Below are 21,863 nucleotides of genomic sequence, written 5' to 3' on the forward strand. Positions count from 1 at the left end.
GCACTTTACCTTGACGTCAAGATAAATAACCGCCATTATTTGCCTATGGATAGAATAGATAAAATCACTCAACAGTGGGAAAGAGAGCGCCCTGACCTCGATATTAGCCCAATGGGGCTAATTGGCCGGCTAGGTAATGTCGCGTTCCACTTAACTCGGGAAATGGAAAAGGTCTTCGCTCAGTTTGGCCTTAACCGTTCAAGCTTTGATGTACTTGCGACTTTACGGCGTGCAGGTGCCCCCTATACACTGAGCCCAGGAGAAATGTTATCAACGTTGATGGTCACATCAGGAACGATGACCAACCGAATAGACCAATTGGAAAAAGCGGGGTTAGTCAGCCGCCATACTAACCCTGATGACGGCCGCGGCTTTTTGGTTTCATTAACTCCCGAAGGGTTAACGTTAATCAACCAACTTATTGAAGCACACACACAAAACCAGGCTCGCCTCGTCGCTAACTTGTCTCAACAAGAGCAACATGCGTTGAACCAGTTATTACGGACATTCTTAGCGTCATTTGAATCTAATGAATAATAATACGTTGTGTTGAACATAACATGGGGGAATACCTCCCCTCATGTTATTGGCTAAATTGAAAAGGTAATGGCATTTGTAACCGTTCAAAATGGTCACATAAATAAACTAATTGTAAAAGTAATTGGGGTTGTATAGCGCCGGAAGCCACCAAAGGTTTGAACTGATTAGCCAACCAAAGCGCCCCCAAATCTTCAAGTGTTCTAACGACATACGCTATTTCATCTTGTTGAGTCTGAGATAAACGCTGCCTTCCTGTACATGCTTGAGTTTCTAATACCGAAAGTAGCGGCCGAACAAGCTGACTAGCCAACGTTAATTCAGGTACAAAAACTTGGTTTTTTTGCTGTTTTTTCACCATATATTCGATAATTTTATTAAAAAAACCAGAACGTTGTTTCTTACGCGGTGTACTTTCAAAATCTAAATAGAACAGCTCAATACCATGTTCTTTTTTTAACCATAATGTTTTGGGGATTAATTGAAGCACTTCTTGTGAATGGCTCACCTGCACCGTCACAGCACAAATTGGCCATTGCTGCTTTGTAATAAAACGCAATTCCTCAATTTTATGGTCATCACTTCCTTGCCAATTTAGCCGTAAAAACGCCCTGTTTTTTTGTGAATCAATCACCGTCCACAATACACATTGTTCGGTTTCATCCCAATAGAGCGGCTCATAATCAGTAATATGCAATAAAATGGGCGAAAACCTATTCTCTTGTATAAATGTCGGTAATTCGTTAGCTGCTGATTGCCAGTCGGTATAACCAAATTCAGCTTTGATGCTAAGATAATCATCAGTTGTTAATCCTTTTTCTTTGCAGCTAACTGCATAGCTTTCACCGCTAGCTGATAATTTCCCTTCCTCTGATAACCTTGGTAAATGCAATTTAAAGGGGCTTTTCATCAAACTTACTGCGGTATGTTTCCATAACGCCAAGGTTTGCCAAACATTTTGTCGGTTAAACGTCGGGTCAAGGCTATTTCCACGCCCCTGTGTGCATTGAATAATTTTTTTATTTTGTTGATCCCAAAAACTCAATGTAGCACCGATCGCACCGCTATCTGTTTTCCACCAATTCGCATCGATAGGCAGCAAATCAAACTCTATGGGTTGGTCGGTATACTGCCGTCTTTGTAACCCTTTGAGTGCCATAAGCTGATGTTCATTGGCTGTTGATAATTGATACATATAAGCAGATATTTCAGCAATTAACCGTAAAACTTGCCCTTCATCCATCGTAAAATGTTTATCGGCTAAGCGTTTAACTTGCTGGCTAAGGCGTTTCATATAATTGGCTAAGCGAGGCAACCCTTCCGCACGTGCTGACATATTTAGTAATTGCAACTGGCTAGCACTGCTTTGGCTAATATGTGATAGTCCTTGTCGTAACATATCCTGAATGAATTGCTCAACTGAACCCATCACCATTTTATCGTCTTGGGTCAGCTCTTGTTGATGAGTTTGACCTACGGTTATCTCCTCTGGCCATTGCCATGGTTGGCCATGCTGATGCATTAATTTTGCAATAATAGCGAGATGAACTGCATTTTTTTGTTTTTCAGGTATTGATGAAATCATGCCCTGCAAACCACTACCTCGCATATAAATAATTGGCTCATCATATTCTGGTAGGATAATTTTTAACTGGCTAGAATGTGCTTCATAAACCAGCTCTTTATCTTGCCATACCTGCATAAATCTCAACGCTAAACGAATATCAGGTTTCGGTGTTTGTTTAATTAAGCTTTCTGGTAATAATGCTAATAATTCACTTAGCACCGTTTCACTAGCTACCGGCTCTGCTGAAGTCATTTCTGCGGCTGTATTCGATTGAATCCATAAAACTGCTGCCAAAATGTGTTTACAGCATCCCGTTGCTGGGCAATCGCAAGTGGCTTTTTGGATCCCTTGCGCATCTAAAGAGACACATTGCCCATCACTCGTGAATGTCCCAAGGTTTAAGTCCGTTGGATTAACCTTTTGGTTTTCAACATCTTTGCGTGCACGCCTGAGTAACCCCACATTCGCTAATACGACTAATGCGTCGTCGTCATACTGTAGGTAACTGTTTTTCCAACTCATTGCATGACCTCTGCTAACCATTGCGCAAAATGCTCCGGTGTTAATGCTGCAACATGCATCCCTCTATCTGCGAGTTTTTGGGCAATTTCAGGGTCATAAACAGGGAGTGCCTCGTCATCCAACGCAGCTAAACCTAATAATTTCACTTGTTGGCTATGTAAACGCTGTGTGCAATTGAGTAAATGATTCAGCGCGCCACCCTCTTCAAAATCACTAATTAAGCTAATCACGGTACGTTTTGGGTTACGTATTAAGCTTTCGCAATATTGCATGGCTTTAGCGATATCTGTTCCGCCGCCCAGTTGCACTGTCATTAACACTTCAACGGGATCATGCGCAAGATGGCTTAAATCTACCACTTGAGTATCAAAAATCACTAAAGAGACACGCACTGTCGGCAATGCCGCTAATATACTCGCACACACCGCGGCATACATAATAGAGCTCGCCATCGAGCCGCTTTGGTCCACACACAAGATCACATCCCATGGTAAATGCTGTTGCTGACGAGAATTAAAATGGGGTGTTTTGATAACTAACCGTTGATTTTGCTTATCGTAATTCTTCAAATTGGCAGCGATAGTCCCTCGCCAATCAAAATTACGGCTGTTTGGGATCAGTGAACGTTGAAAACGGTTACGCCGCCCTGTTAATGCGTGACGAAATTGGTTACGCATTTGACTTAAAATATCATCAACTACTTTACGTATAATATTTTTAACGGCATCACGGGTTTCTTCATTCATTTTCCCGCGTAAGCTTAACAAGGCTTTAGCGAGGGATTTTGTCGGTTCCATGGCATTGAGCGCCTGTGGATCCTTTAGTAAGCTACTGATCTCATAACGTTCTAACGCTTGGGATTGCATCCGCTCAAAAGTACTATTAGGAAATAATTTACGTGCTTGATTTAACCAGTTAACCGCCGTTAATTGAGAAGCATCTAAGGAGCCGTGGCGTCCAGCTTCTTGTTTTAAGCCTCGACGTTGGTATTCTCGGCGATATAAAAAATCCAAAGAACGTTCTATTTTCAACTCTTCAGCACTAAAGGTGGCTTGGCCCAGCGCGTTATCGGCATATTGCCCGAGGACTAAGCGCCAGCGCTTAGCCAATTGAAGTTGTTCAGGGGTTAATGTCGTATTTTTCTGACTCATTATTTGTCATCCTGAGCACGAGCAAACCAATCCTGTAACCCTAGTTCAATCAGCTGGCTCTGTAATTGTTGTTCGAGTTGAATCACTTCCATCATCTGTTGTTCATTAAATTCTGTCTGGTGCAATGTGAGTTCTTTTGCCTCAATCGCCAAGTCTTGTGCCACATATTGTGCCATTTGTGCATTTTGTTTAGGCGTTAACTGGCTAAACGCAAACCGTAAATCAGGTAACACCTGAATAAAACGCCCTTCATCCCATTCACTAAGCAACTGATTTAACATATCAATTAATAATGGTATGCGTAAGACTAACTCTGGTGCTGTTCGCATCACACCGATAAAATAGCCAATTGCCATTTCAGGATCACTGCCTGTGCTGAACGCGCGCCTAATTTCATCTGTCAGGACGGTTTCATCAATTTTCGCCCCAAGGTAACGCAAAGCATCCACTGCGCCTTTTAAAAGCGGTGTCTGATTTAACTGACCTTCACAACGGCCTAATGCCTGATAAAAATCATTGGTGTAGTCATGGCTGTTATTAATTTCAGGCATAAAAGTGATTAATTCACGGCAAGAAAGTAATGCTGAAAAATGAGGCTCTTGCTGCTGTTCATCCCCTTGTGTAATTTGAGCAAAACAATAAAATGCTTGTTGTAATAAGGCATCTAAACGCGCTTCGATAGCAAAATTATCTTCAATATCAAAGAATTGACGCCCCCTCCAAAGATGAACCAGTTTATGACCACAAGCAATCAATGATTCAAACTTTGTATCCTGCTGAATATAACCATCCAACAAAGAAAATAATGCGGGCATCCGTTGATGTAACCCAATTAACGCGGCTTGCATAAGGAGTGCAACCGCACTTTGGCTTGAGCGACTAACCCCTTGTTGTTCTAGGTTTTTTTCCATTTCAAACAAACGGGCTAGCGCGATAGCTTTTAATTGCGTTCCTTTTTCCGATAATGCAATCAATTCCCCCTCAACATTAGGCGTCCATGCGTATTGCCATTCTTCAAATAATAAATCCATTTGGTTACCCGACAAAAAGTTTGGCCCAGAGAGCAGCTTAGCAAAATGGATATCAAGAAATGCTAGTAAATGCAGAAATCGGCTGCGCGCACGATGTTGTTGGTTACGATAAACATCTAAGCGGCTCACCTTACTTAAAGTATCATCAAGTTTGAAACGAAAGCTTTTTGCTATTTCATAAGTTTCAGTGACTAACGGAGGTGTTGCGGTCCCTTTGGGAATTTTTCCGAGTAAAAAGCCGGAAAAGCAGGTTTTTATTTCCTGCCAAAGTTCAATTTGGCTTTCATCTAAGCTACCTTTGATAAAAACGCTTTGTAACCCATCCAACAGGTCATAACGCCCAGGGCCTGCATGCCCACGAAAGACGGCAAGGCGAATGCTTTGCTCTGCAGCCAGTTTAACCGATAAAAATCCAGGAGCTGCTTCAAATTGCTTTTCACGTAAGACATTCGCAACTTTAGAAAGATAGGCAACACCTAAACGGTTTCGATAAGCCTGTGTAGGCTGGTTATCGCCTGTTAACTGTGCTTGGCGTTGCTGTAATAATGACAACCATGATTGTTGGTAAAATGCAGGAGAAGGCATGCCGGATGCATAGCCATTTAATGCATCGAGCTTGTCATAGCTATAGCGGATAAACCAAGCCTTGTCTTGTTCACCCAATTTTTGTTGTTGAATAAACGCTTTTTGTTGTGCCGCAGAAAGATTAAATTGTTGATTGCGAACCTCTTCTAATCCTTCAAGAAGCGCAAGAGTATGGAATCCTCCCGTCACCACCACAATTTTAGCTTGTGGGTGCTGGGCTTTAATGGTCTGGATATGCGCTTGCATATAGCGCTCACGCTGTATAGAGCCTTCTGCTTCAAGGACTTGGGGCTCATAATCAAGCCGTGCCAATGCACACCAAATAAAGCTATCCATGAAAAATGTCTGCCAATCCGCGAGTTGTTCAATCGCCCGTAATTCAAAAATTTGCTCCCATAATTCATCATGGTCACGGCAACCACTTTTTTTCGCAAGCTGGCTAATAAATAGGCTATGGGCTAAATAGCGTTCTTTCTGCAAACTTTGAGATTGCAACTCATTGGCTTCGTCTTCATTAACTTGCGCTGTCCATGGTAAGTCAATGAAACGCAACTGGGCTTGGTGTTGTTGGCCGATTTGTAAAGCCTGCCATTCAGGGGAATATTCACAGAAAGGAAAATAAGCAGATCGAGTGACAACGTCACTTTTATCTCCTACTTGTGCGGGTTTTACTTCTGTTTGTGCCATAATAGCGACAGGTGGCTGGGTATCATGATGTAATAAGCTCGCCAGTAGCCCATTAAAACTATCGGGTCCCTCGATTAAAACATAGTCAGGTTCGATTTGTTCAATCAACGACAACGTGCTGTATGCACATGCGGGGCTATGATGCCGAATAGGTGCAAAGTAGATACCGGCTGATTCAAGTTGTTGCCTGTTGTGTAATGCATTTTCAATGCGTTTTGGTAAAGGTATAGATAGCAAGCTCACCGCTGATTTCCCTAAGGGTTATTCGTCTTAAATGGCCTAGTACTAATTCAATCATCATGACGAGGGGTTAGTAGAACCATAGTGGCTCTACCTTGTTATGAAACTTTATTGCCAATATGCCCTCGAAGCATCAAAAAAAGCTTTCCACTCTTGGCTATGTTTCGCCCTTTCTCTCGCGACATTGTCAATGTAATAACGCATCCGTTTGATATCATCTGCGTTATCTTTTAAAACCACACCAATAAGCTGGCGTGCAACTGCTCCTGCATTGAGTATGCCATCACCTAAGTAATGGGCTTCAAGTGCACATGCATAAGCAATATTAACGGCTTCAGCTGTCGACATCACCGCGTCTGGCGTTTTAATGCTGCCCCCATCTTTGGTATTTCCTGAACGCAATTCTTGGAACGTGGTGACCAACAGCTCGATCACGTTGCTTGGGATGGTTACTTGGCCATTGAGGTCAGCTAACTCTGCGGTTAATTGCTTATTGATCAGCTTAATTTCAAATGCGGGATCTTGGATAGGCCGTACCGTTTCAAAATTAAATCGACGTTTTAACGCTGATGACATTTCATGAACGCCACGATCACGCAAGTTTGCTGTACCAATTAAATTAAACCCTTGCTTCGCGCTGATCCGTGCATTGTCTTTCATTTCAGGGATCATCATTTGCTTTTCTGACATCAAGCTAACCAGCACATCTTGAATTTCAGGAGGACAGCGCGTGATCTCTTCAAAACGAACAATTTTCCCCTCTTGCATACCTTGGTATAACGGCGAGCTAACCAATGCTTTCTCTGTTGGGCCTTCAGCTAATAGCAATGCATAATTCCATGAATATTTAATATGATCTTCAGTTGTGCCCGCGGTTCCTTGAATGGTTAAACCTGAATCACCACTAATTGCAGCGGCTAATAACTCCGATAACATGGATTTTGCCGTCCCAGGCTCCCCGACTAACATTAACCCTTGTTTACCTAATAACGTCACAATTGCACGGTCAACTAAAGCATCATCACCAAAAAATTTTGCAGAAATATTGAGTGATTCATCACCTAAGATAAATTGCCTAACAGCACGAGGTGAGCGCAACCACCCTTGTGGTTTCGGGTTCTGTTTATCTGCTTCGGTTAAACGCGCCAATTCATCGGCAAAACGAATTTCTGCGCTTTCACGCAGAATATTCCCTTCTATTGTTTTACTTTTAGTCATTCTAAAATCCTACGTTAAACCCACTTACCAAGGTGTTTTCTTTTCCCACTCAGGATCAAAACCTGCACACGCATCCGCAACTTTTAAATAATCCGCATAGCTTTCAGCTAATAAAATAGGTGGGATATCTTTTAACTCGATATAGCTGCGGTTCCATGAGCTTTGTTGTGATTTTTCGAAGCTTAATGAAAACAAGACCGCTGGAATATTTTCCTCTGGCACATAGCTGCCACTAAATTCGATATAGACATAAAAACCTAAACTGGCGAAGTGTTTTGCATAATGGGTAAAACTCCCACCGTCTTCTGCTTGCCCGCGTTGATAACCCATTTTTGTCAAGACGCCACGCAAGGTATAGGTGTCGGTTAACCACCCTTTACGATCTTCAATTTCAGTTAATTTCAGATCCAGAGCAGGGATTTTATGTTCCATTTGTGAAAATAAAAATTTCACTTTGTAATCTTTAAAGTGCGTTATCCACGCTTTTCGCTCATCTTCACTGACCAATGCAGCATGGGCTAATTTGATGTAAGAGTCAGCAGATAACGTCACTTCGTCATCATCTAAATTTAATAAACTGCCATCATCCGATGGACGAAACACATTCAGGATATTGTTCTCTTTCGTTTCTATCCAAACTAATTTTTCGATAAGGCCACGCATCACCGGGTGCGCTTGGATATATTCCTGCCAATCTGCGGTTGTCCAAAGGCGCTCTGCGCACATCGCTTCATATAAACGAGCCGTTTGCAGTTCAATGACTTGCTTGAGTTCTTTTTTACTCGCAGTGAATAGCTTTTTAGATTCTTTAGCCAATTCTTCGTTATCGGTTTTACGTGCAGCGGGTAATGCTTTGATTTCTTTGCCTTCTGGATTAAATAAGACTAATTTTTGCTGTGCGTCCAGCTTCGCAGTAAACGTACGGTCACCATATTCGAGTGCCAAAATACCTGTTTCATCCATTCCGGCAGTCGGTATTGTTCTATCTGCAAGTTCATCCGCGCTCCAACCATTACGTTCAGCAATTTGAGCAACAAGTCCGCGCGCTTTTTCTTGAACTGACGCGGTACGATAACGGCGAGAAAGTGACAATAATAATTGAATAATCAGAGGGTCATTGCTTGTCGCCACCGCATCAATCATGGCTTCAATTTGTGCGCGACGTTGGTAATGATCACGCATATAGTTGCGCAATGTGGTTACGGCAAGGTGCCCTTCAATACCACAAATCAGCGCTAACATTCCTTTATCACTAATAGCGGAGCCTAAATAGCGGCGCAGAACTTCATTTTTTATCTCATTAAACGTCTGCTCTAAAGTATAGTTTTCATACTGACTATAATATTCAGGCCAGCGTTTCACCCAATCTTGATAATTAGCTAAGCGTTTTGGGGCATCACGTTCTGCTTCTGTCATTGCCATTTCTAATGACGGCCCAGCAATATCTTGCCCGATAAAACTATTTAAAATAAAACTACCTAATTTCTTTTGGCTATCTATCGAAAGTAAACCAATATAACGTTGAAGTAATCCATTACCCGCTGGCATTTTTAATTTAACGGCCAGAACCACCCACCAGCGAATAATATCGGCTTCTACGGGTTTATTATTTTGCCAAGTTAATGCCGGCAAAGAATCGAGATTAAACCATGCCATACTAGCAGGCGCTTTCGCTTTTAGCCCTTTTTGCGCTTCAGCTAATAACACTTTAGGCGCAAGATAACCTGAAATATCCTCACCAAATTGTTCCAGTGCAGTTAACAAGGCCGCCCGTACAACTTCCCGTTTTTCTTTCTTTAATAAGGCATAGAGTGGTTTTAATGACTCTGGATTTTTCAAACGAGCCAACCATTCAATTGCGGTGACACGAATTTCTTGTTTGCCTGAATCTAACCCTTCTGCCGCGTTGAGGTGAATATTCGGTAATGTCTCTAGTAATTTTTGTGCACTCAGGCGGTGGGTTTTATTTTCCCCAAGAGCCAACTCCATAATACGTGGAATAAAACGTGCTGGAATGGTCGGTAACATTGCAAGGACATCAATTCCACTCGCCGCATCATATTCTTGATAATAACGCTGCGTTTCTTGTTGAGGAATTAAACCTAATGCTTCTGCAATAAAATCTGGGTATTGAATGAAAAACGGCCAAACTTGTGCTGGCTGGTTAAAAATTGCTAACCCATTAGCATATGAGCGTAAACAAAGGTCTGCAATCAACCGTGTTGCGTTTTTAAAATGACATTGTGTTAACGTTTTTTCTAGCTGACGCAATTCAATTTGCCCAAGAATTCGCGGTGGAACTTCCCGTGTAAGATGGTAATGGGATAAATGTTCCTCATTTGTTCGGTTATGGCTGATCAGACGTAATGCATGGAATAAGTTATATTCGGGCAAGTTAGTAATACGTTCTTTAAATTTCACCACGCTATATTCATGGTCAGTAATAATTTCCTTACCTGAATTCAGCTTATCAATCACCTTACAGCAGGCTTGCGCATTGAGTTTTTGGAATTCTTTATAATGTCGCTGTGCCCAATTGTAGCTGTGCTTCTGTTTTTTGTTTTCTTCAATTTCACTTTCTGCATTTTCCTTGGCTTTTTGCAGCATTTCATTGAAATTATTAACTAAGATATCTTTTGCACTTTCAGGCAGCGGTGTATCTTCTAATTCAATAAACTCAGGTAATTCAGTCTCTTCAACTTGGCTGGCGGTATCCATGACTGAAAATCTCGAAATTGCACTTTCAATACTTTTCAGTACGGTTTTATTGGTTTCCGTTGTCAATGCCGCTGCTAATATCTCTCTGTGTTCGCCTATACGGGCAAACAAATCTGCTGCTTGGGTACGCTGTTTTGGCGTACCTCCAGTTAAAATTTGAGTTAAGTGTTGCGTAACCGATTGTGCAGGTAAAATTGCCATTGTGGGTTCCGCGGCTGCACGCACTGTTTTTAACGAACTAGTAGCAAAAGAAACTAATACATCAGCAAAAAGCGTATAAAGCTCAACGTCTTTCTTCAGTGTGTTGATTAACTGAATTTGCCCTGCAGCAGATAAATTATTCACTAACGTCTGCTTAATAAATGCTTGTTCTGCGATTAAATACGCTTTGAATCCTGGAATGGCAAATAACCGATTTAAGTTATCATAATGGTAATCAGATAAATGATGACGATCGAAAATGATATATAAAATAGTGTTAGCCGGTTTATCTGTCTCTTGTTCGATGATTTCAGTTAGTAGGTCAAAATGCCAATGTTTACGGTGTTCTAACTTAGTATCCCGCGAATTATCATAGGTTTTTGCAAAGGCATCGCCCATTAAATAACTTACCCACGATGGTAATTCAGGTGTTAATACTTTGATGTTAATATCTTGGCACGCCGCCGCTAATACTTTTGCAAAACGGGCAATTTGCGATGAAGTAATCCCATCGCCCACTTTCGAATATAGTTTATGTCTTGCATTTGCCCCTTGGCGAATTAATTTATTATATTGGCTCGAATTAAAGCTATTTCCTCCCCACCACCAATCTACGGTACCGGGTTTATCGAGCAAAATAACCGCTTTTTCGTTATCCAATTGGCTTAATTGAACCAATACTTCTGGCGATTTTCCATCTAATACATACTCTAAAACGGTTTTAGGTAGTTCTTCATCTAAGACAGACAAAGGTAAAAGCGCTTCTTGTAAATATTGTTCTGCAACGGGTGATTCTTTTTTCCCAAAAATTGAAAGAAGATTAAATGTGAACTTTGCCATCTGATTTCCCTAAAAGTATTTATATAACAACTTCTTATCATTTTAATCATATCGTCACAATTTGATTATTCTTAATCATTTTTAATTAAGATATATCATTTAACCCGTCTTGCGATTTTAAATTCTGCCTATAGGGATATAGCTATAGGTTTACTCTTTATAATTAAACTTTACCCAATAAATTATTTAATTAACTGCCTTATACCTATATTTTTCTTTTTATTATGTTGACGATAATTCTGATAACAGTTTATTGCTATTTACATCAAATTTATTCGCGAAGAAAACGTTGACTAAACACTAAATCTAATATTAGACTAAAAATCTAGTCAACGTATTTTGTGCATGGTGAGGCAGATATGAGTCAACTTATTGAATGTGTGAATGCACCGATACTCATTGCTCCAAAAGGGCATTATTCACACTGTGTTACTGCTAATGGATTGGTTTTTATCTCAGGGCAATTACCCGTTGATAAGTTAGGCAATGCGATGACTGACGTAGCATTCCAAGAGCAAGCCACGCTTGTGCTTGCTAATTTACAAGCATGCTTAGATGCTGTTAATTGTAGCAAAGCGCATTTGGTTCAAGTTCGAGTTTATATAACAGATATGGAAAATTGGCCGTTATTCAACCAGATTTATGCTAGTTGGATAGGCGATCACCGCCCAGCTCGTGCTGTCGCAGGCGTTGCTGAACTTCATTTTGGTGCAGCATTAGAAATTGAAGCGATTGCGATGTCTGCTTAATTACTTATTATTCATTGGGGTTATATCATGTCAGGATTAATATTACCGACTTATCAAGATGTAGACGCAGCAGCACAACGTATTGCGGGTTTTGCACATAAAACCCCTGTTCTCACCTCAACCACCGCAAATAAAGAATTTGGGGGCGAACTGTTTTTTAAATGTGAAAACTTTCAGCGTATGGGGGCGTTTAAATTTCGAGGAGCCTTTAATGCGTTGAGTTTGTTAAGCCCCGAGCAGAAAAAAGCGGGCGTTATTGCATTTTCTTCCGGTAACCATGCACAAGGTATCGCTTTAGCAGCGCAACTTTTGCATATTCCTGCCACTATTCTTATGCCCAATGACGCACCTGCGGTGAAAGTGGCTGCTACACAGGGTTACGGTGCCACCGTTATCCGCTTTGATCGCTATAAAGAAGACAGAGAAGTGCTTTGCCAACAACTCGCTACTCAACAAGAGTTAACGATTATTCCTCCTTATGACCACCCTGATATCATCGCTGGCCAAGGTACCGCAGCCAAAGAACTGATTGAAGAAGTGGGTGAATTGGATGCCCTATTTGTTTGCTTAGGTGGCGGAGGCCTACTTTCAGGGTGTGCCATTGCTACCAGAAAATTATCACCTAACTGCCAAATTTATGGGGTTGAGCCTTTAGCCGGCAATGATGCGCAACAATCATTTCATCGAGGGGAAATTGTGCACATTGATACGCCAAAAACCATCGCAGACGGTGCGCAAACCCAACATCTAGGTAACTACACCTTTGCTGTTATCAAAAACAAGGTTGATGATATTTTCACTGTAACCGACGAGCAACTTATTGACCGCATGAAATTTTATGCTGAACGCATGAAAATTATCGTTGAGCCGACAGGTTGCTTGTCCTATGCTGCTGCCCTTGCCCACAAAGAACAATTCCAAGGTAAGCGCGTGGGGGTCATTGTCAGCGGTGGTAATGTTGATATTCAGCACTTTGCACAATTAGTTTTATAAGTAATTAGTTTCATAATGAACACCGCCCTTCATCTATTAGCAATACTAAAAATAGGTTAAAATTAGGGATTAGCAATTGATGGATGAAGGGAAACAGCATGTCAGGTCAAAAAGATAATTCAATACTGGCTCAAGTTGAAATTATTGCGAAAGGTCTTAGTGAAACATTTGCCCCTTTTTGTGAAGTGGTGGTACACGACCTTAAAAATCCGGAACACTCGATCCTTTCTATTCATAATAACTTATCTGGTCGCCAAGTTGGTGAACCTACTACCGAACTCGGCCATGCAAGAATTGAATCTGCAGATTTTCCGAATATTATTGCTAATTATGCCAACCAATTTTCTGATGGGCGCCCAGTAAAAAGCACTTCGATTGGTATTAAAGATGAGTCAGGACAATACATTGCCGCATTGTGCTTAAATCTGGATATGACATTATTTAGAAGTATGCAAAGTATGTTATCGCAATTTATTGACGTGGGTAATAGCCCAATAAAAGAGCATATTGAGCCTAATGGTGCAGAAGCCATTCGCATGCGTATTGACCAATATGCAGCCACCTTAGCTGCGACACCACGCACATTGAAAGTAGACGAAAGAAAAAACTTAATTGAAGTGCTACGCAATGAAGGCCTGTTAGATATCAAAAAATCTATGGAAACAGTGGCTCAGCACTTAGGAATATCAAGAGCCTCGGTTTATTTGTATGCGAAAAAAGACAGTTAACGATTGGCTTTTTTTAATATCTGTTTAATGCTGATGGGGAAAAAATCATTTACATCCACGCCGACATTAATAGCACGGGGCCCTAACACCGCTAAGCGCTTAAACTGCTCTGGGTCTTTCCCTGAATTATGAACATGGCCGTATAAATGAATTGCATCACGGAAGAAGCCTTGCCATTCTAATATTGGGTAATGGAATAACACTAATTTTTGTTTTTGATATTCCAACTCATAATAGCTTTTAACCCATTCAAACAACGATTGGTCAAATTCAGGGTCGTCCAAAAATTTATCATGATTGCCGCGGATCAAATATTTTTTCCCTGCTAAGCGACGTAATATTTTATTCGCATCCGCGCCATTCCCCTTGTATAAAAAATCACCGAGTATGTAGATCTCATCATGCTCAGTAACATACGCATTCCAGTTATGAATCAACGTATCATTCATGTGACTGATACTCTTGAACGGTCGGTCACATAGGTTAATAATATTTGAATGGCAAAAATGGGTATCTGAAATAAAGTAAATCATATAAAACCTAAAAATATATTAATAATAATTCTACTCAAGCAAACCATTTGCTTACTATTTATCATATCTCAATGATTTTTAATTGCTTTACGGAATTAGCTGAAAACAGACTTATTTAGCGTAATAATCACTCCCAAATTGCCCTTCCTTCCCAACACTCATCAATTAGCGCTAAAAACTCACGAACTTTAGGGGGTAAATAACGTTTTGTCGGGTATAGCGCACAAATAGGTGACTCAGGCAGGGAAAACTCGGTTAGCACTGGCACTAATCGGCCTTTTTTGATTTCCTCACTCACTAAAAATGCACCTAACTGGCACACTCCCTGTCCTTCTATAGCTGCGGCGAGAATAGCCTCGGTGTCATTTAATACTAAACGCCCTTGAGCTGGATAATTTTGCAAATGCCCATTAATTTTATACTTCCACGACACATTATATCCTCGGTGCCTAAACACCAGCATACTGTGATACTGTAAAGCTTGCGGGTTTACTGGTTCACCGCGCTGCTGGAGATATTCAGGGGATGCGCACGTGATTAACCGATGTGGGGCTAAGACTTTACGGACTAAACGGTTATCATCCATTCCGCCAATACGGATCGCAATATCAAAACCATCGCGCACAATATCACAATAGTCATCATTAAAATCTACATCCACCTCAACCTGTTCCCATTGTGCTAGATAACGTTGAACGAGAGGTAAAATGAAACGTTTTCCAAATACCACAGGTACCGTTATCCTTAATAATCCTTTTGGTTGTTGCTGGCCTTGGCTTAATATATTTTCAACTCTTTCAATCTCTTGTAATATGTTAATGGCAGATTCATACACCAATTGACCTTCATCACTTAAATGAATACTTCGTGTCGTTCGATGTAACAAGCGAGTTTGTAGACGATGTTCTAGTCGCCCAATACATTTCCCAATCGCTGAACGCGATAGTGCTAGCCGTTCGGCCGATTTCGTGAAACTCAGTGTTTCAACAACATCCACAAAGACTTTTAAATCAAGTAGGTTATCCATCACTAGAGAAGCTGAATTAGACACGATTTATCCCCAATATTTCTACATTTGATATATTTATCTCCTATCATGTCCCCTATATGCTATTTCAACAATTTTATTTTTAGTTAGGTAGAATATGTTTTCACAATGCATTAAACATTCAAATAGCATCAGCACACTTCGTTCATGGGGGGCAATACTGACCTTAACCCTTGCCACTTTTATTGTTGTGACCACTGAAATGTTACCCGTCGGCCTATTAACCCCTATTGCCAATCAGTTTTCTATTTCTATCGGTTTGAGCGGGTTGCTTATGACTTTACCTGCTGTCGTGGCTGCAATTTGCTCACCATTGGTAATTTTATTTACCGAACAAATTGATCGTAAAAAATTGCTGATTTTTGGTGCACTGCTGCTCGTTGTATGTAACTTGTTTGCGGCAATCACGTCTCATTTTACATTGCTATTAATTAGCCGCTTATTTATTGGTTTATGTATTGGCATTATATGGGCGATCGCAGGTGGAATAGCACCGCGTTTAGTGGCATCAGCACATGTTAATTTAGCAACATCAATGATTTTTGGTGGAGTGGCTGCTGCCTCGGTAGTGGGGATTCCATTAGGCGTTTTTATGGGTGAATGGTGGGATTGGCGCAGCGCATTTTTCTTAATGAGTGCCTTATCATGTATTTTATTATTGTTAATGGTAGTTCTTTTACCCTCTTTACCGACGGTCACACCACCTTCTGCTAACGCTTTTATTGCACAATTAAAACGCCCAACAATATTACTTGGGTTAGCCATTACCTTACTTTTGGTATCAGGGCATTTCATGGTGTTTACCTATATTAGACCGCTATTAGTCGCTAATATTCATGCAACAGGTGAACAACTTAGCATTATGCTATTTTTTTATGGTATCGCGGGCATTTTGGGGAATTTTATCTTTGGCTTAACGGCGGGGAAAAAGCTTAATTTATCCTTGTTTATCATTATAACAATCATTATTGCTTGCTTATTTTTGCTTGCTATTTTACCCCTGACAACATTAATTGGCGGCCTAACTATTATAGCTTGGGGAATGGCTTATGGTGGTGTCTCCGTCACATTGATGACATGGATGATTACGCACAGTCTTCAACATATTGAAATTACGGGCTCACTGTATATTGCTTTTTTTAATGCAGGCATTGCTTTGGGTTCTGCTTTAGGCAGCATGGTTGTCTTCTTATATGGGTTATCTGCTAACCTCATCATCGCAGTTCTATTACTCACAACGGCGCTACTGGCACTCGCTATTTATCACCTTAAAACACATTAATCTGACATTCTTCATCAATAAAATGATTACCATGATAAACTTCGATTATATCATAGGTAATCATTGCCATTTTTTATGGCTCGTAATTGCAACGAAACTACGGCATATAAATAGCACTATTAATGAAGATACCGGAAGAAAAATGACCAAAACCAATTCAGTTCCACTTTTTTATGATTCATTTGGTACACCAGATAACCCGACTATAGTCCTCATTCCTGGCTTAGGTGGCCATAACATTAGTTGGACGTCAGACTTTTGTCAGGAAATTGCAGATGCTGGTTTTTACCTGTTACGTATAGATAACCGAGATGCGGGTTTATCTCATCATATCAATGAGTTCCCACCTATTGATTTAGGGGTATTGATTGAAAAAATGCAACAAGGTGAGCCTTTCGCTGTTCCTTATACCTTATTCGATATGGCTGAAGATATTATCCAGCTCTTAGATACGTTATCTATTGATAAAGCCCACTTTATCGGTCGTTCCATGGGAGGGATGATAGCCCAAATAGTGGCAGCGAAATTTCCTGAACGTACATTATCTCTTTGTGCAATCATGTCATCGACTGGGAACCCGACTCTGCCACAAAGTGCTCCCGATGTTATGCAAATGCTAATGAGCCCAAGTGCTAACCCAAAAGAAGATTTAGAAGGATATTTGTCAGGACAGCTTGCGTTTTATCGCCGGATCAGCTCAACGTTTGGCCCATTTGATGAAAATTATTATCGTGAATATATACTGCAATCACTCGCACGCAATCATTCACCAGAAGGCACTAAACGCCAAATTGTGGCTGTTGCCGTCACCGGAGATTTGCGTTCTTATATACAGCACATTAATGTACCCACATTAGTTATTCATGGTTCAATCGACCCGCTCTTCCCATTAGCCGCAGGGCAAGATATTGCTAACAATATTCCGAATGCAAAATTGGAAGTTATTGAAGGTATGGGCCATGAAACGCCACCAATGATTAATCCACAAATCGCTAAACTGATAATTAATCATTTAAATTAATAAATTCGCGTACTAAGGCTCTGAAAATGAGCCTTAGTTACTATTATAACCACCCTTGTTTCTTATGCTGCGCACAAATTGGGCAAATATGGGTATTTTCTTCCCAAGAAGAAAAAGGTAAATGGCAGGTATTACACTGCGCATCATAATAATGGAAAATTTTTGGTACGCTATTTTTGGCTGTATATGCTTGTACATGGATAGATTTAGGAAAACAAACGACTTGGCAACTCATACAACCAGTACAACGTTTTTCATCTATCAAAAATTGGTTATTTTCAATTTCTATCGCATGCTCATCACACATCTTGGCACAAGCACCACAAAGAATGCATTTTTCTGTGTCTAATTCGACCTTAAACCAGCTATCTTCAGGGTAAAATTGTTTTCTTGCATTTAATCCTGTTTTCACCTGGCCCTTATCTAACGGCTTTGAATCCAATTTTTGACGAAATAGCATCATCCGACGACCGCTATCGACTTGTTCAGGCTGAACAATACGTAATTGCCAAATAGGTTCTTGTAATATTTTGAGTTTTAAATTTAATGCCGCAATCGTTGGCAACCATTTATCAACCCAGGGTTCAGCAATTTGCATACCACGAATGCCATATTGCCGGTGCCAAACAATCAGTTCGTCCGCATTCGCAATGGGTTCGTCATGTTTTACTATCAGAAACTCCCCTTGATAGCTGCGTTCGTGAGGTTTGATATTTTCAATAGCATCGACAGGACAAGCAAATAAACAATTACCACATTGAAAACACAATTCATTATTAATTTCTGCATCCATATGGCTAAATGACACAGCGCCAACAGGGCAGCTGATGGCACAATTATCACAGATGCTATTTTTCAGGCGTTTTCTTACGCACTGACCGTTAATTATGGGTTCAGGAGGCAGCTCTAAACTAATAAAACGTCTCATTGCTCTACACTCTCCCGTTACAACAAAAATAACTTATTTAAAAATTGTTATATTTAATAGTTAAATTCTAGCATTAATTTTCACACTATTTTAGTACAACACTCTGTAGATAAAGATGATTTGGGCTAAATAATTACTTAAAAACCACAAAAATCTCTGTATTTTGGAGCCTTGTGGTTTACGCCTCCTTTCTAACTTGCTTTTTTCATATAATTATCAACAAGGTTGGTGGGCTCCCAATTCTTCTGTAAATATTCAATATCCTGAATACCAATACAGTTTTCTTCGTCTTGTAGGCGTAGTGTCGCTAACGTCTCCACTAAATGATTTAATTTTTGTTGGGTGGAATGCTCATTTTGCCCCTCTAAAGACTGCACATGAACTACAGTGGGAGCTATCGTATTCGGATACTGAAATATTTTCACACTACGTCCATGATCTGAAGTATAAGTATATCGAGTTGCATTACTTCGGTGGTCAGGTTCCTCTCGAATAACGTCCTTATTAAAATTAATTAGGTAAATCGTGTTTTCACCGCCAAGGCTATACAACGAATTCCAGCCTACAATTTCGCCATTGATAATAAAACTATTTTTTCCGCTAGCATCTGTTAACAACCCATTTGAACCATTAGAAATGAAGACATCATTCCCTTCACCACCATATAAATTGGTATCACTTATTGATGCATAAAGAACATTATTTCCGTAAATACCATCTGGAATTGAAATGGCTCCAGTTACCGCTTGCGCTTTAAATACCCGCCCGACCCCACTTCTATCCCAAACTTTTTGTTCTGGTCCTTTTGTTCGAATAAACAAGCGCCTAAATGGCGTATTTTCACTAATATGTATATTTTTTGTCTTTGTATCAATAATTGATGAAAAGCTTAACTCGTTAGAAAAATTTTTAAACTCATCCATAGGGTGCCAAATCTGTTCTGGCGTTAATTCTTTTTTATATTGACGCTGTTCAGCAAGGTAGCGAACTAAATGTGCCATTCCATCATTATGAATATGGGTGGGCATATGGGAGGGTAACCGCTGATGATGACAGACTTGATTATTGCTATTTTCATTATTTTTGGGCATTTTTACTTTGACTGTACGCAAATTAGATTGCGATGTATAAAGATGATAAGTCTCTTCCCGTTCGTCTATGACCTCATACTGTGTTTTAAAATTAAATAAATGAATATTATTAAATCCCACTTGATCTAATATTTCTGTATTACCGCCCCCTTTACTTCCATCAATTAAATAGTGGTCATCTCCTCCTTGTCCATCAAGTTTGTCATTACCCAAGTCAGATAGAATTAAATCACTATTTTCACCACCATATACATAATCATCACCGTTACCTCCATACAAAACATTCCCTCCTCCATTTGAAATAATAATATCATTACCTTCCCCTGAATTTATGATATTCCCTATCATGCTGTTGTCATCAATTAGGTCATCACCATTGTTTGTATCTAAAATAGGATAACGAAAATTATATCCTTTAGGGATTTTTATGTAATCATTATTTACTGTTGGTAATTCCAAACATTCAATTGGTTCAATATTATAAGAATCCTGCCCCATTTTTATCCTAAATAAATTTCCATGACCGTCTTTAATATGAATTTCTTTACTTATTTGGTATGATAAATTAACGAAGCTAATTTCAATTTTTTCATTACTGAATTTATCATATAAAAATATTGATTTCCCCAATGCCTTGATATCAAACCCATTCTCATAAGGTAATAAAATGGTCATATCAAACTCATTTTCCATTTCTGGTTTAATATTTGAAAAGTCAAAAATGATTTTACCTTGAAAAATCTGATCTGGGTTAACTTGATAAACATCTCTTCCTTTGGTAACTATAATATAACTGTTTCTACTGACCATTAAAAGGTGGCCATCGTTATTCTCTCCTTTATACTCTAACTTACTCGCTAACCCATGAAATTTAAAATCCCCCCATAAAGGTTGATCATATATTTCATTATCAACTGAAATTGTTTTTTCACTCTCATCAATACTCATTGTAGAGCTAGCGCCACCCTGATAAGTAATATTGAAAATATTTTCACTTATAATGTGTGAAGCACTTAAATCCAAATTATTTAGCTTAGTATTTAATACAAATCCGTCCCTTGTATATAATTGATACCTGTGAAATATTCCCCTACCATTACTATCGATTCTATACGTGTTTTTTAAAGTAACATTCAGTGTTAAAATTTTCGTTTCTGGCTCTTCCAATTTCATTTCAATAGTTAATATGAGATCATTACCCGAAATACTGGCCCCCTTTATTTCGCTTAACATATACCCTAAATTCACTCGACTTTGACCTTGTATTTTTTCAATAATTACAGCTGATAATTCTAATAAATCATCATTTAATTCATCTTGATTATTGCGCCAGTCAACACGACGTAGAAAATAGTTATCATCGCCTTCTCCACCATTGACTATCCCTGATTCAAATATTAAATGGTCATCCCCCTCCATACCTTGAATAAATGCAATCATTGCCCCTGCATCTAATGTGTTGGATTCTTTATTACCTAATAATTCTGTTGTCGTAGAGCTATCTCCAATTAGCATCACATCATTAACATTGTGCAAATGAATCTTCTTAACTTTATGATTAATGAAGGCCACCTCTGACATTCCCTTGTTCAAATCGATATCTATTTTACTGTTGGATGGAAAGTCTTTAATGATTATACTATTATTCCCTCCATTACCATCAAAATAAATTTCGTTAATTTCTTCAATGTTATTATCAAATAATAATGATAAATTTGTAATATCATCTTTTTCGCCGCCTACTAGAAATTTACTCCCTGCATTGATGTTAAATAAATTTTTTGAATTTTTTTCCCAACGATAACATCTATTCCATTCCCTGGGTTAAAACTAATGTTTTTTTGTTTGGCTTCATTTTCATATCGGTAACCAATATTTTGCATACCTTCATAAATAACCCTAGCATTTTCACTTAATAATTCCCTTGCAATATCAATAGGCTGGTTTAAAAACTCTTCTCCTAGTCTATTCACTCTAATATCATTATTTATATCAGGATGGATCGTATTGGTATAATTATTTCTAGCCTGAAATAGCCGTAGCTCTGATGCTGATAAGGAACTTAGTTGTGTAGCAACTGACTGTTTTTTCTTTATGTTATAAGAAGTAGTTAGCTCGTTTTTATGTAAAAATTGTTTTAGTAATAAACTATCATATTCAGGATTAAGCACAAGAATGTCATTGGCAACCTCC

At 39.4% G+C, this 21,863-nt stretch carries 16 protein-coding genes; 6 read left to right on the forward strand and 10 right to left on the reverse strand.

Features of this window, described 5'->3' with window-relative positions:
• Positions 1-45 precede the first annotated feature (45 nt).
• Positions 46-537, forward strand: a complete 492-nt coding sequence (locus tag PR725_RS07045) for a MarR family winged helix-turn-helix transcriptional regulator (protein WP_109912237.1) — start codon at positions 46-48, stop codon at positions 535-537.
• A gap of 46 nt (positions 538-583) precedes the next feature.
• Here the strand turns inward: PR725_RS07045 and PR725_RS07050 are convergent, their stop codons facing one another.
• The 5 genes from PR725_RS07050 to PR725_RS07070 all read right to left on the reverse strand — a co-directional run bounded on the left by PR725_RS07050 (position 584) and on the right by PR725_RS07070 (position 11,297).
• On the reverse strand, positions 584-2,626 hold the full coding sequence (locus PR725_RS07050; RefSeq protein ID WP_272568288.1) for an SWIM zinc finger family protein: 2,043 nt from the start codon (positions 2,624-2,626) through the stop codon (positions 584-586).
• Positions 2,623-3,777, reverse strand: a complete 1,155-nt coding sequence (locus tag PR725_RS07055; RefSeq protein WP_109912235.1) for a VWA domain-containing protein — start codon at positions 3,775-3,777, stop codon at positions 2,623-2,625. The genes PR725_RS07050 and PR725_RS07055 overlap by 4 nt, the downstream gene beginning before the upstream one ends.
• Entirely contained in the window at positions 3,777-6,323 is a 2,547-nt protein-coding gene (locus tag PR725_RS07060) for a DUF5682 family protein (RefSeq protein WP_267750936.1), read from the reverse strand. Before PR725_RS07060 ends, PR725_RS07055 begins: the two co-directional genes overlap by 1 nt.
• A 105-nt stretch (positions 6,324-6,428) precedes the next feature.
• Positions 6,429-7,538, reverse strand: a complete 1,110-nt coding sequence (locus PR725_RS07065) for an ATP-binding protein (protein ID WP_109912233.1) — start codon at positions 7,536-7,538, stop codon at positions 6,429-6,431.
• 24 nt (positions 7,539-7,562) lie between these two features.
• Positions 7,563-11,297 carry a DUF4132 domain-containing protein gene (locus PR725_RS07070; protein WP_272519719.1) on the reverse strand — a complete coding sequence of 1,245 codons (3,735 nt, stop codon included), beginning with the start codon at positions 11,295-11,297 and terminating at the stop codon, positions 7,563-7,565.
• A 359-nt stretch (positions 11,298-11,656) separates the two neighbouring features.
• On the opposite strand from PR725_RS07070, the gene PR725_RS07075 reads away from it, so the two are divergent.
• The 3 genes from PR725_RS07075 (at position 11,657) to PR725_RS07085 (ending at position 13,767) form a co-directional block, all read left to right on the forward strand.
• On the forward strand, positions 11,657-12,046 hold the full coding sequence (locus PR725_RS07075) for a RidA family protein (RefSeq protein ID WP_109912231.1): 390 nt from the start codon (positions 11,657-11,659) through the stop codon (positions 12,044-12,046).
• A gap of 27 nt (positions 12,047-12,073) precedes the next feature.
• Positions 12,074-13,039, forward strand: a complete 966-nt coding sequence (locus PR725_RS07080; RefSeq protein WP_004910908.1) for a threo-3-hydroxy-L-aspartate ammonia-lyase — start codon at positions 12,074-12,076, stop codon at positions 13,037-13,039.
• Positions 13,040-13,137: 98 nt separating this feature from the next.
• Positions 13,138-13,767 carry a helix-turn-helix transcriptional regulator gene (locus tag PR725_RS07085; protein WP_164528829.1) on the forward strand — a complete coding sequence of 210 codons (630 nt, stop codon included), beginning with the start codon at positions 13,138-13,140 and terminating at the stop codon, positions 13,765-13,767.
• On the opposite strand, the gene PR725_RS07090 is transcribed toward PR725_RS07085, so the two are convergent.
• Both PR725_RS07090 and PR725_RS07095 read right to left on the reverse strand, forming a co-directional pair.
• Positions 13,764-14,300: a metallophosphoesterase family protein gene (locus PR725_RS07090; RefSeq protein WP_109912229.1), complete on the reverse strand. Its 537-nt coding sequence runs from the start codon at positions 14,298-14,300 to the stop codon at positions 13,764-13,766. The genes PR725_RS07085 and PR725_RS07090 overlap by 4 nt on opposite strands.
• A 127-nt stretch (positions 14,301-14,427) precedes the next feature.
• Positions 14,428-15,351, reverse strand: coding sequence for a LysR family transcriptional regulator (locus PR725_RS07095; RefSeq protein WP_238564649.1), 924 nt, complete (start codon positions 15,349-15,351; stop codon positions 14,428-14,430).
• Between the two features lie 94 nt (positions 15,352-15,445).
• Here PR725_RS07095 and PR725_RS07100 point away from each other — a divergent pair, with 94 nt between their 5' ends.
• Positions 15,446-16,630: an MFS transporter gene (locus PR725_RS07100; protein WP_209101531.1), complete on the forward strand. Its 1,185-nt coding sequence runs from the start codon at positions 15,446-15,448 to the stop codon at positions 16,628-16,630.
• A gap of 142 nt (positions 16,631-16,772) precedes the next feature.
• Positions 16,773-17,651, forward strand: a complete 879-nt coding sequence (locus tag PR725_RS07105) for an alpha/beta fold hydrolase (RefSeq protein ID WP_272568296.1) — start codon at positions 16,773-16,775, stop codon at positions 17,649-17,651.
• Positions 17,652-17,694: 43 nt separating this feature from the next.
• Here the strand turns inward: PR725_RS07105 and PR725_RS07110 are convergent, their stop codons facing one another.
• From PR725_RS07110 to PR725_RS07120, 3 genes are all read right to left on the reverse strand, one after another.
• Positions 17,695-18,579 (reverse strand): DUF362 domain-containing protein, encoded by an 885-nt coding sequence (locus PR725_RS07110; RefSeq protein WP_109912225.1) that lies wholly within the window; start codon positions 18,577-18,579, stop codon positions 17,695-17,697.
• A 191-nt stretch (positions 18,580-18,770) separates the two neighbouring features.
• Positions 18,771-21,242, reverse strand: a complete 2,472-nt coding sequence (locus tag PR725_RS07115; RefSeq protein ID WP_272568299.1) for a calcium-binding protein — start codon at positions 21,240-21,242, stop codon at positions 18,771-18,773.
• 170 nt (positions 21,243-21,412) lie between these two features.
• Positions 21,413-21,841 (reverse strand): hypothetical protein, encoded by a 429-nt coding sequence (locus PR725_RS07120; protein ID WP_272568302.1) that lies wholly within the window; start codon positions 21,839-21,841, stop codon positions 21,413-21,415.
• Positions 21,842-21,863: the final 22 nt, after the last annotated feature.

The sequence above is a fragment of the Providencia sp. PROV255 genome, from assembly GCF_028478065.1.
Lineage (GTDB): Bacteria > Pseudomonadota > Gammaproteobacteria > Enterobacterales > Enterobacteriaceae > Providencia > Providencia rettgeri.

Bases quoted from the DNA above. Each gene is read 5' to 3' on its own strand.
- PR725_RS07045 (WP_109912237.1), top strand. From the start codon at position 46: ATGGATAGAATAGATAAAATCACTCAACAGTGGGAAAGAGAGCGCCCT.
- PR725_RS07050 (WP_272568288.1), bottom strand. From the start codon at position 2,626: ATGAGTTGGAAAAACAGTTACCTACAGTATGACGACGACGCATTAGTC.
- PR725_RS07055 (WP_109912235.1), bottom strand. From the start codon at position 3,777: ATGAGTCAGAAAAATACGACATTAACCCCTGAACAACTTCAATTGGCT.
- PR725_RS07065 (WP_109912233.1), bottom strand. From the start codon at position 7,538: ATGACTAAAAGTAAAACAATAGAAGGGAATATTCTGCGTGAAAGCGCA.
- PR725_RS07070 (WP_272519719.1), bottom strand. From the start codon at position 11,297: ATGGCAAAGTTCACATTTAATCTTCTTTCAATTTTTGGGAAAAAAGAA.
- PR725_RS07075 (WP_109912231.1), top strand. From the start codon at position 11,657: ATGAGTCAACTTATTGAATGTGTGAATGCACCGATACTCATTGCTCCA.
- PR725_RS07080 (WP_004910908.1), top strand. From the start codon at position 12,074: ATGTCAGGATTAATATTACCGACTTATCAAGATGTAGACGCAGCAGCA.
- PR725_RS07085 (WP_164528829.1), top strand. From the start codon at position 13,138: ATGTCAGGTCAAAAAGATAATTCAATACTGGCTCAAGTTGAAATTATT.
- PR725_RS07090 (WP_109912229.1), bottom strand. From the start codon at position 14,300: ATGATTTACTTTATTTCAGATACCCATTTTTGCCATTCAAATATTATT.
- PR725_RS07100 (WP_209101531.1), top strand. From the start codon at position 15,446: ATGTTTTCACAATGCATTAAACATTCAAATAGCATCAGCACACTTCGT.
- PR725_RS07105 (WP_272568296.1), top strand. From the start codon at position 16,773: ATGACCAAAACCAATTCAGTTCCACTTTTTTATGATTCATTTGGTACA.
- PR725_RS07110 (WP_109912225.1), bottom strand. From the start codon at position 18,579: ATGAGACGTTTTATTAGTTTAGAGCTGCCTCCTGAACCCATAATTAAC.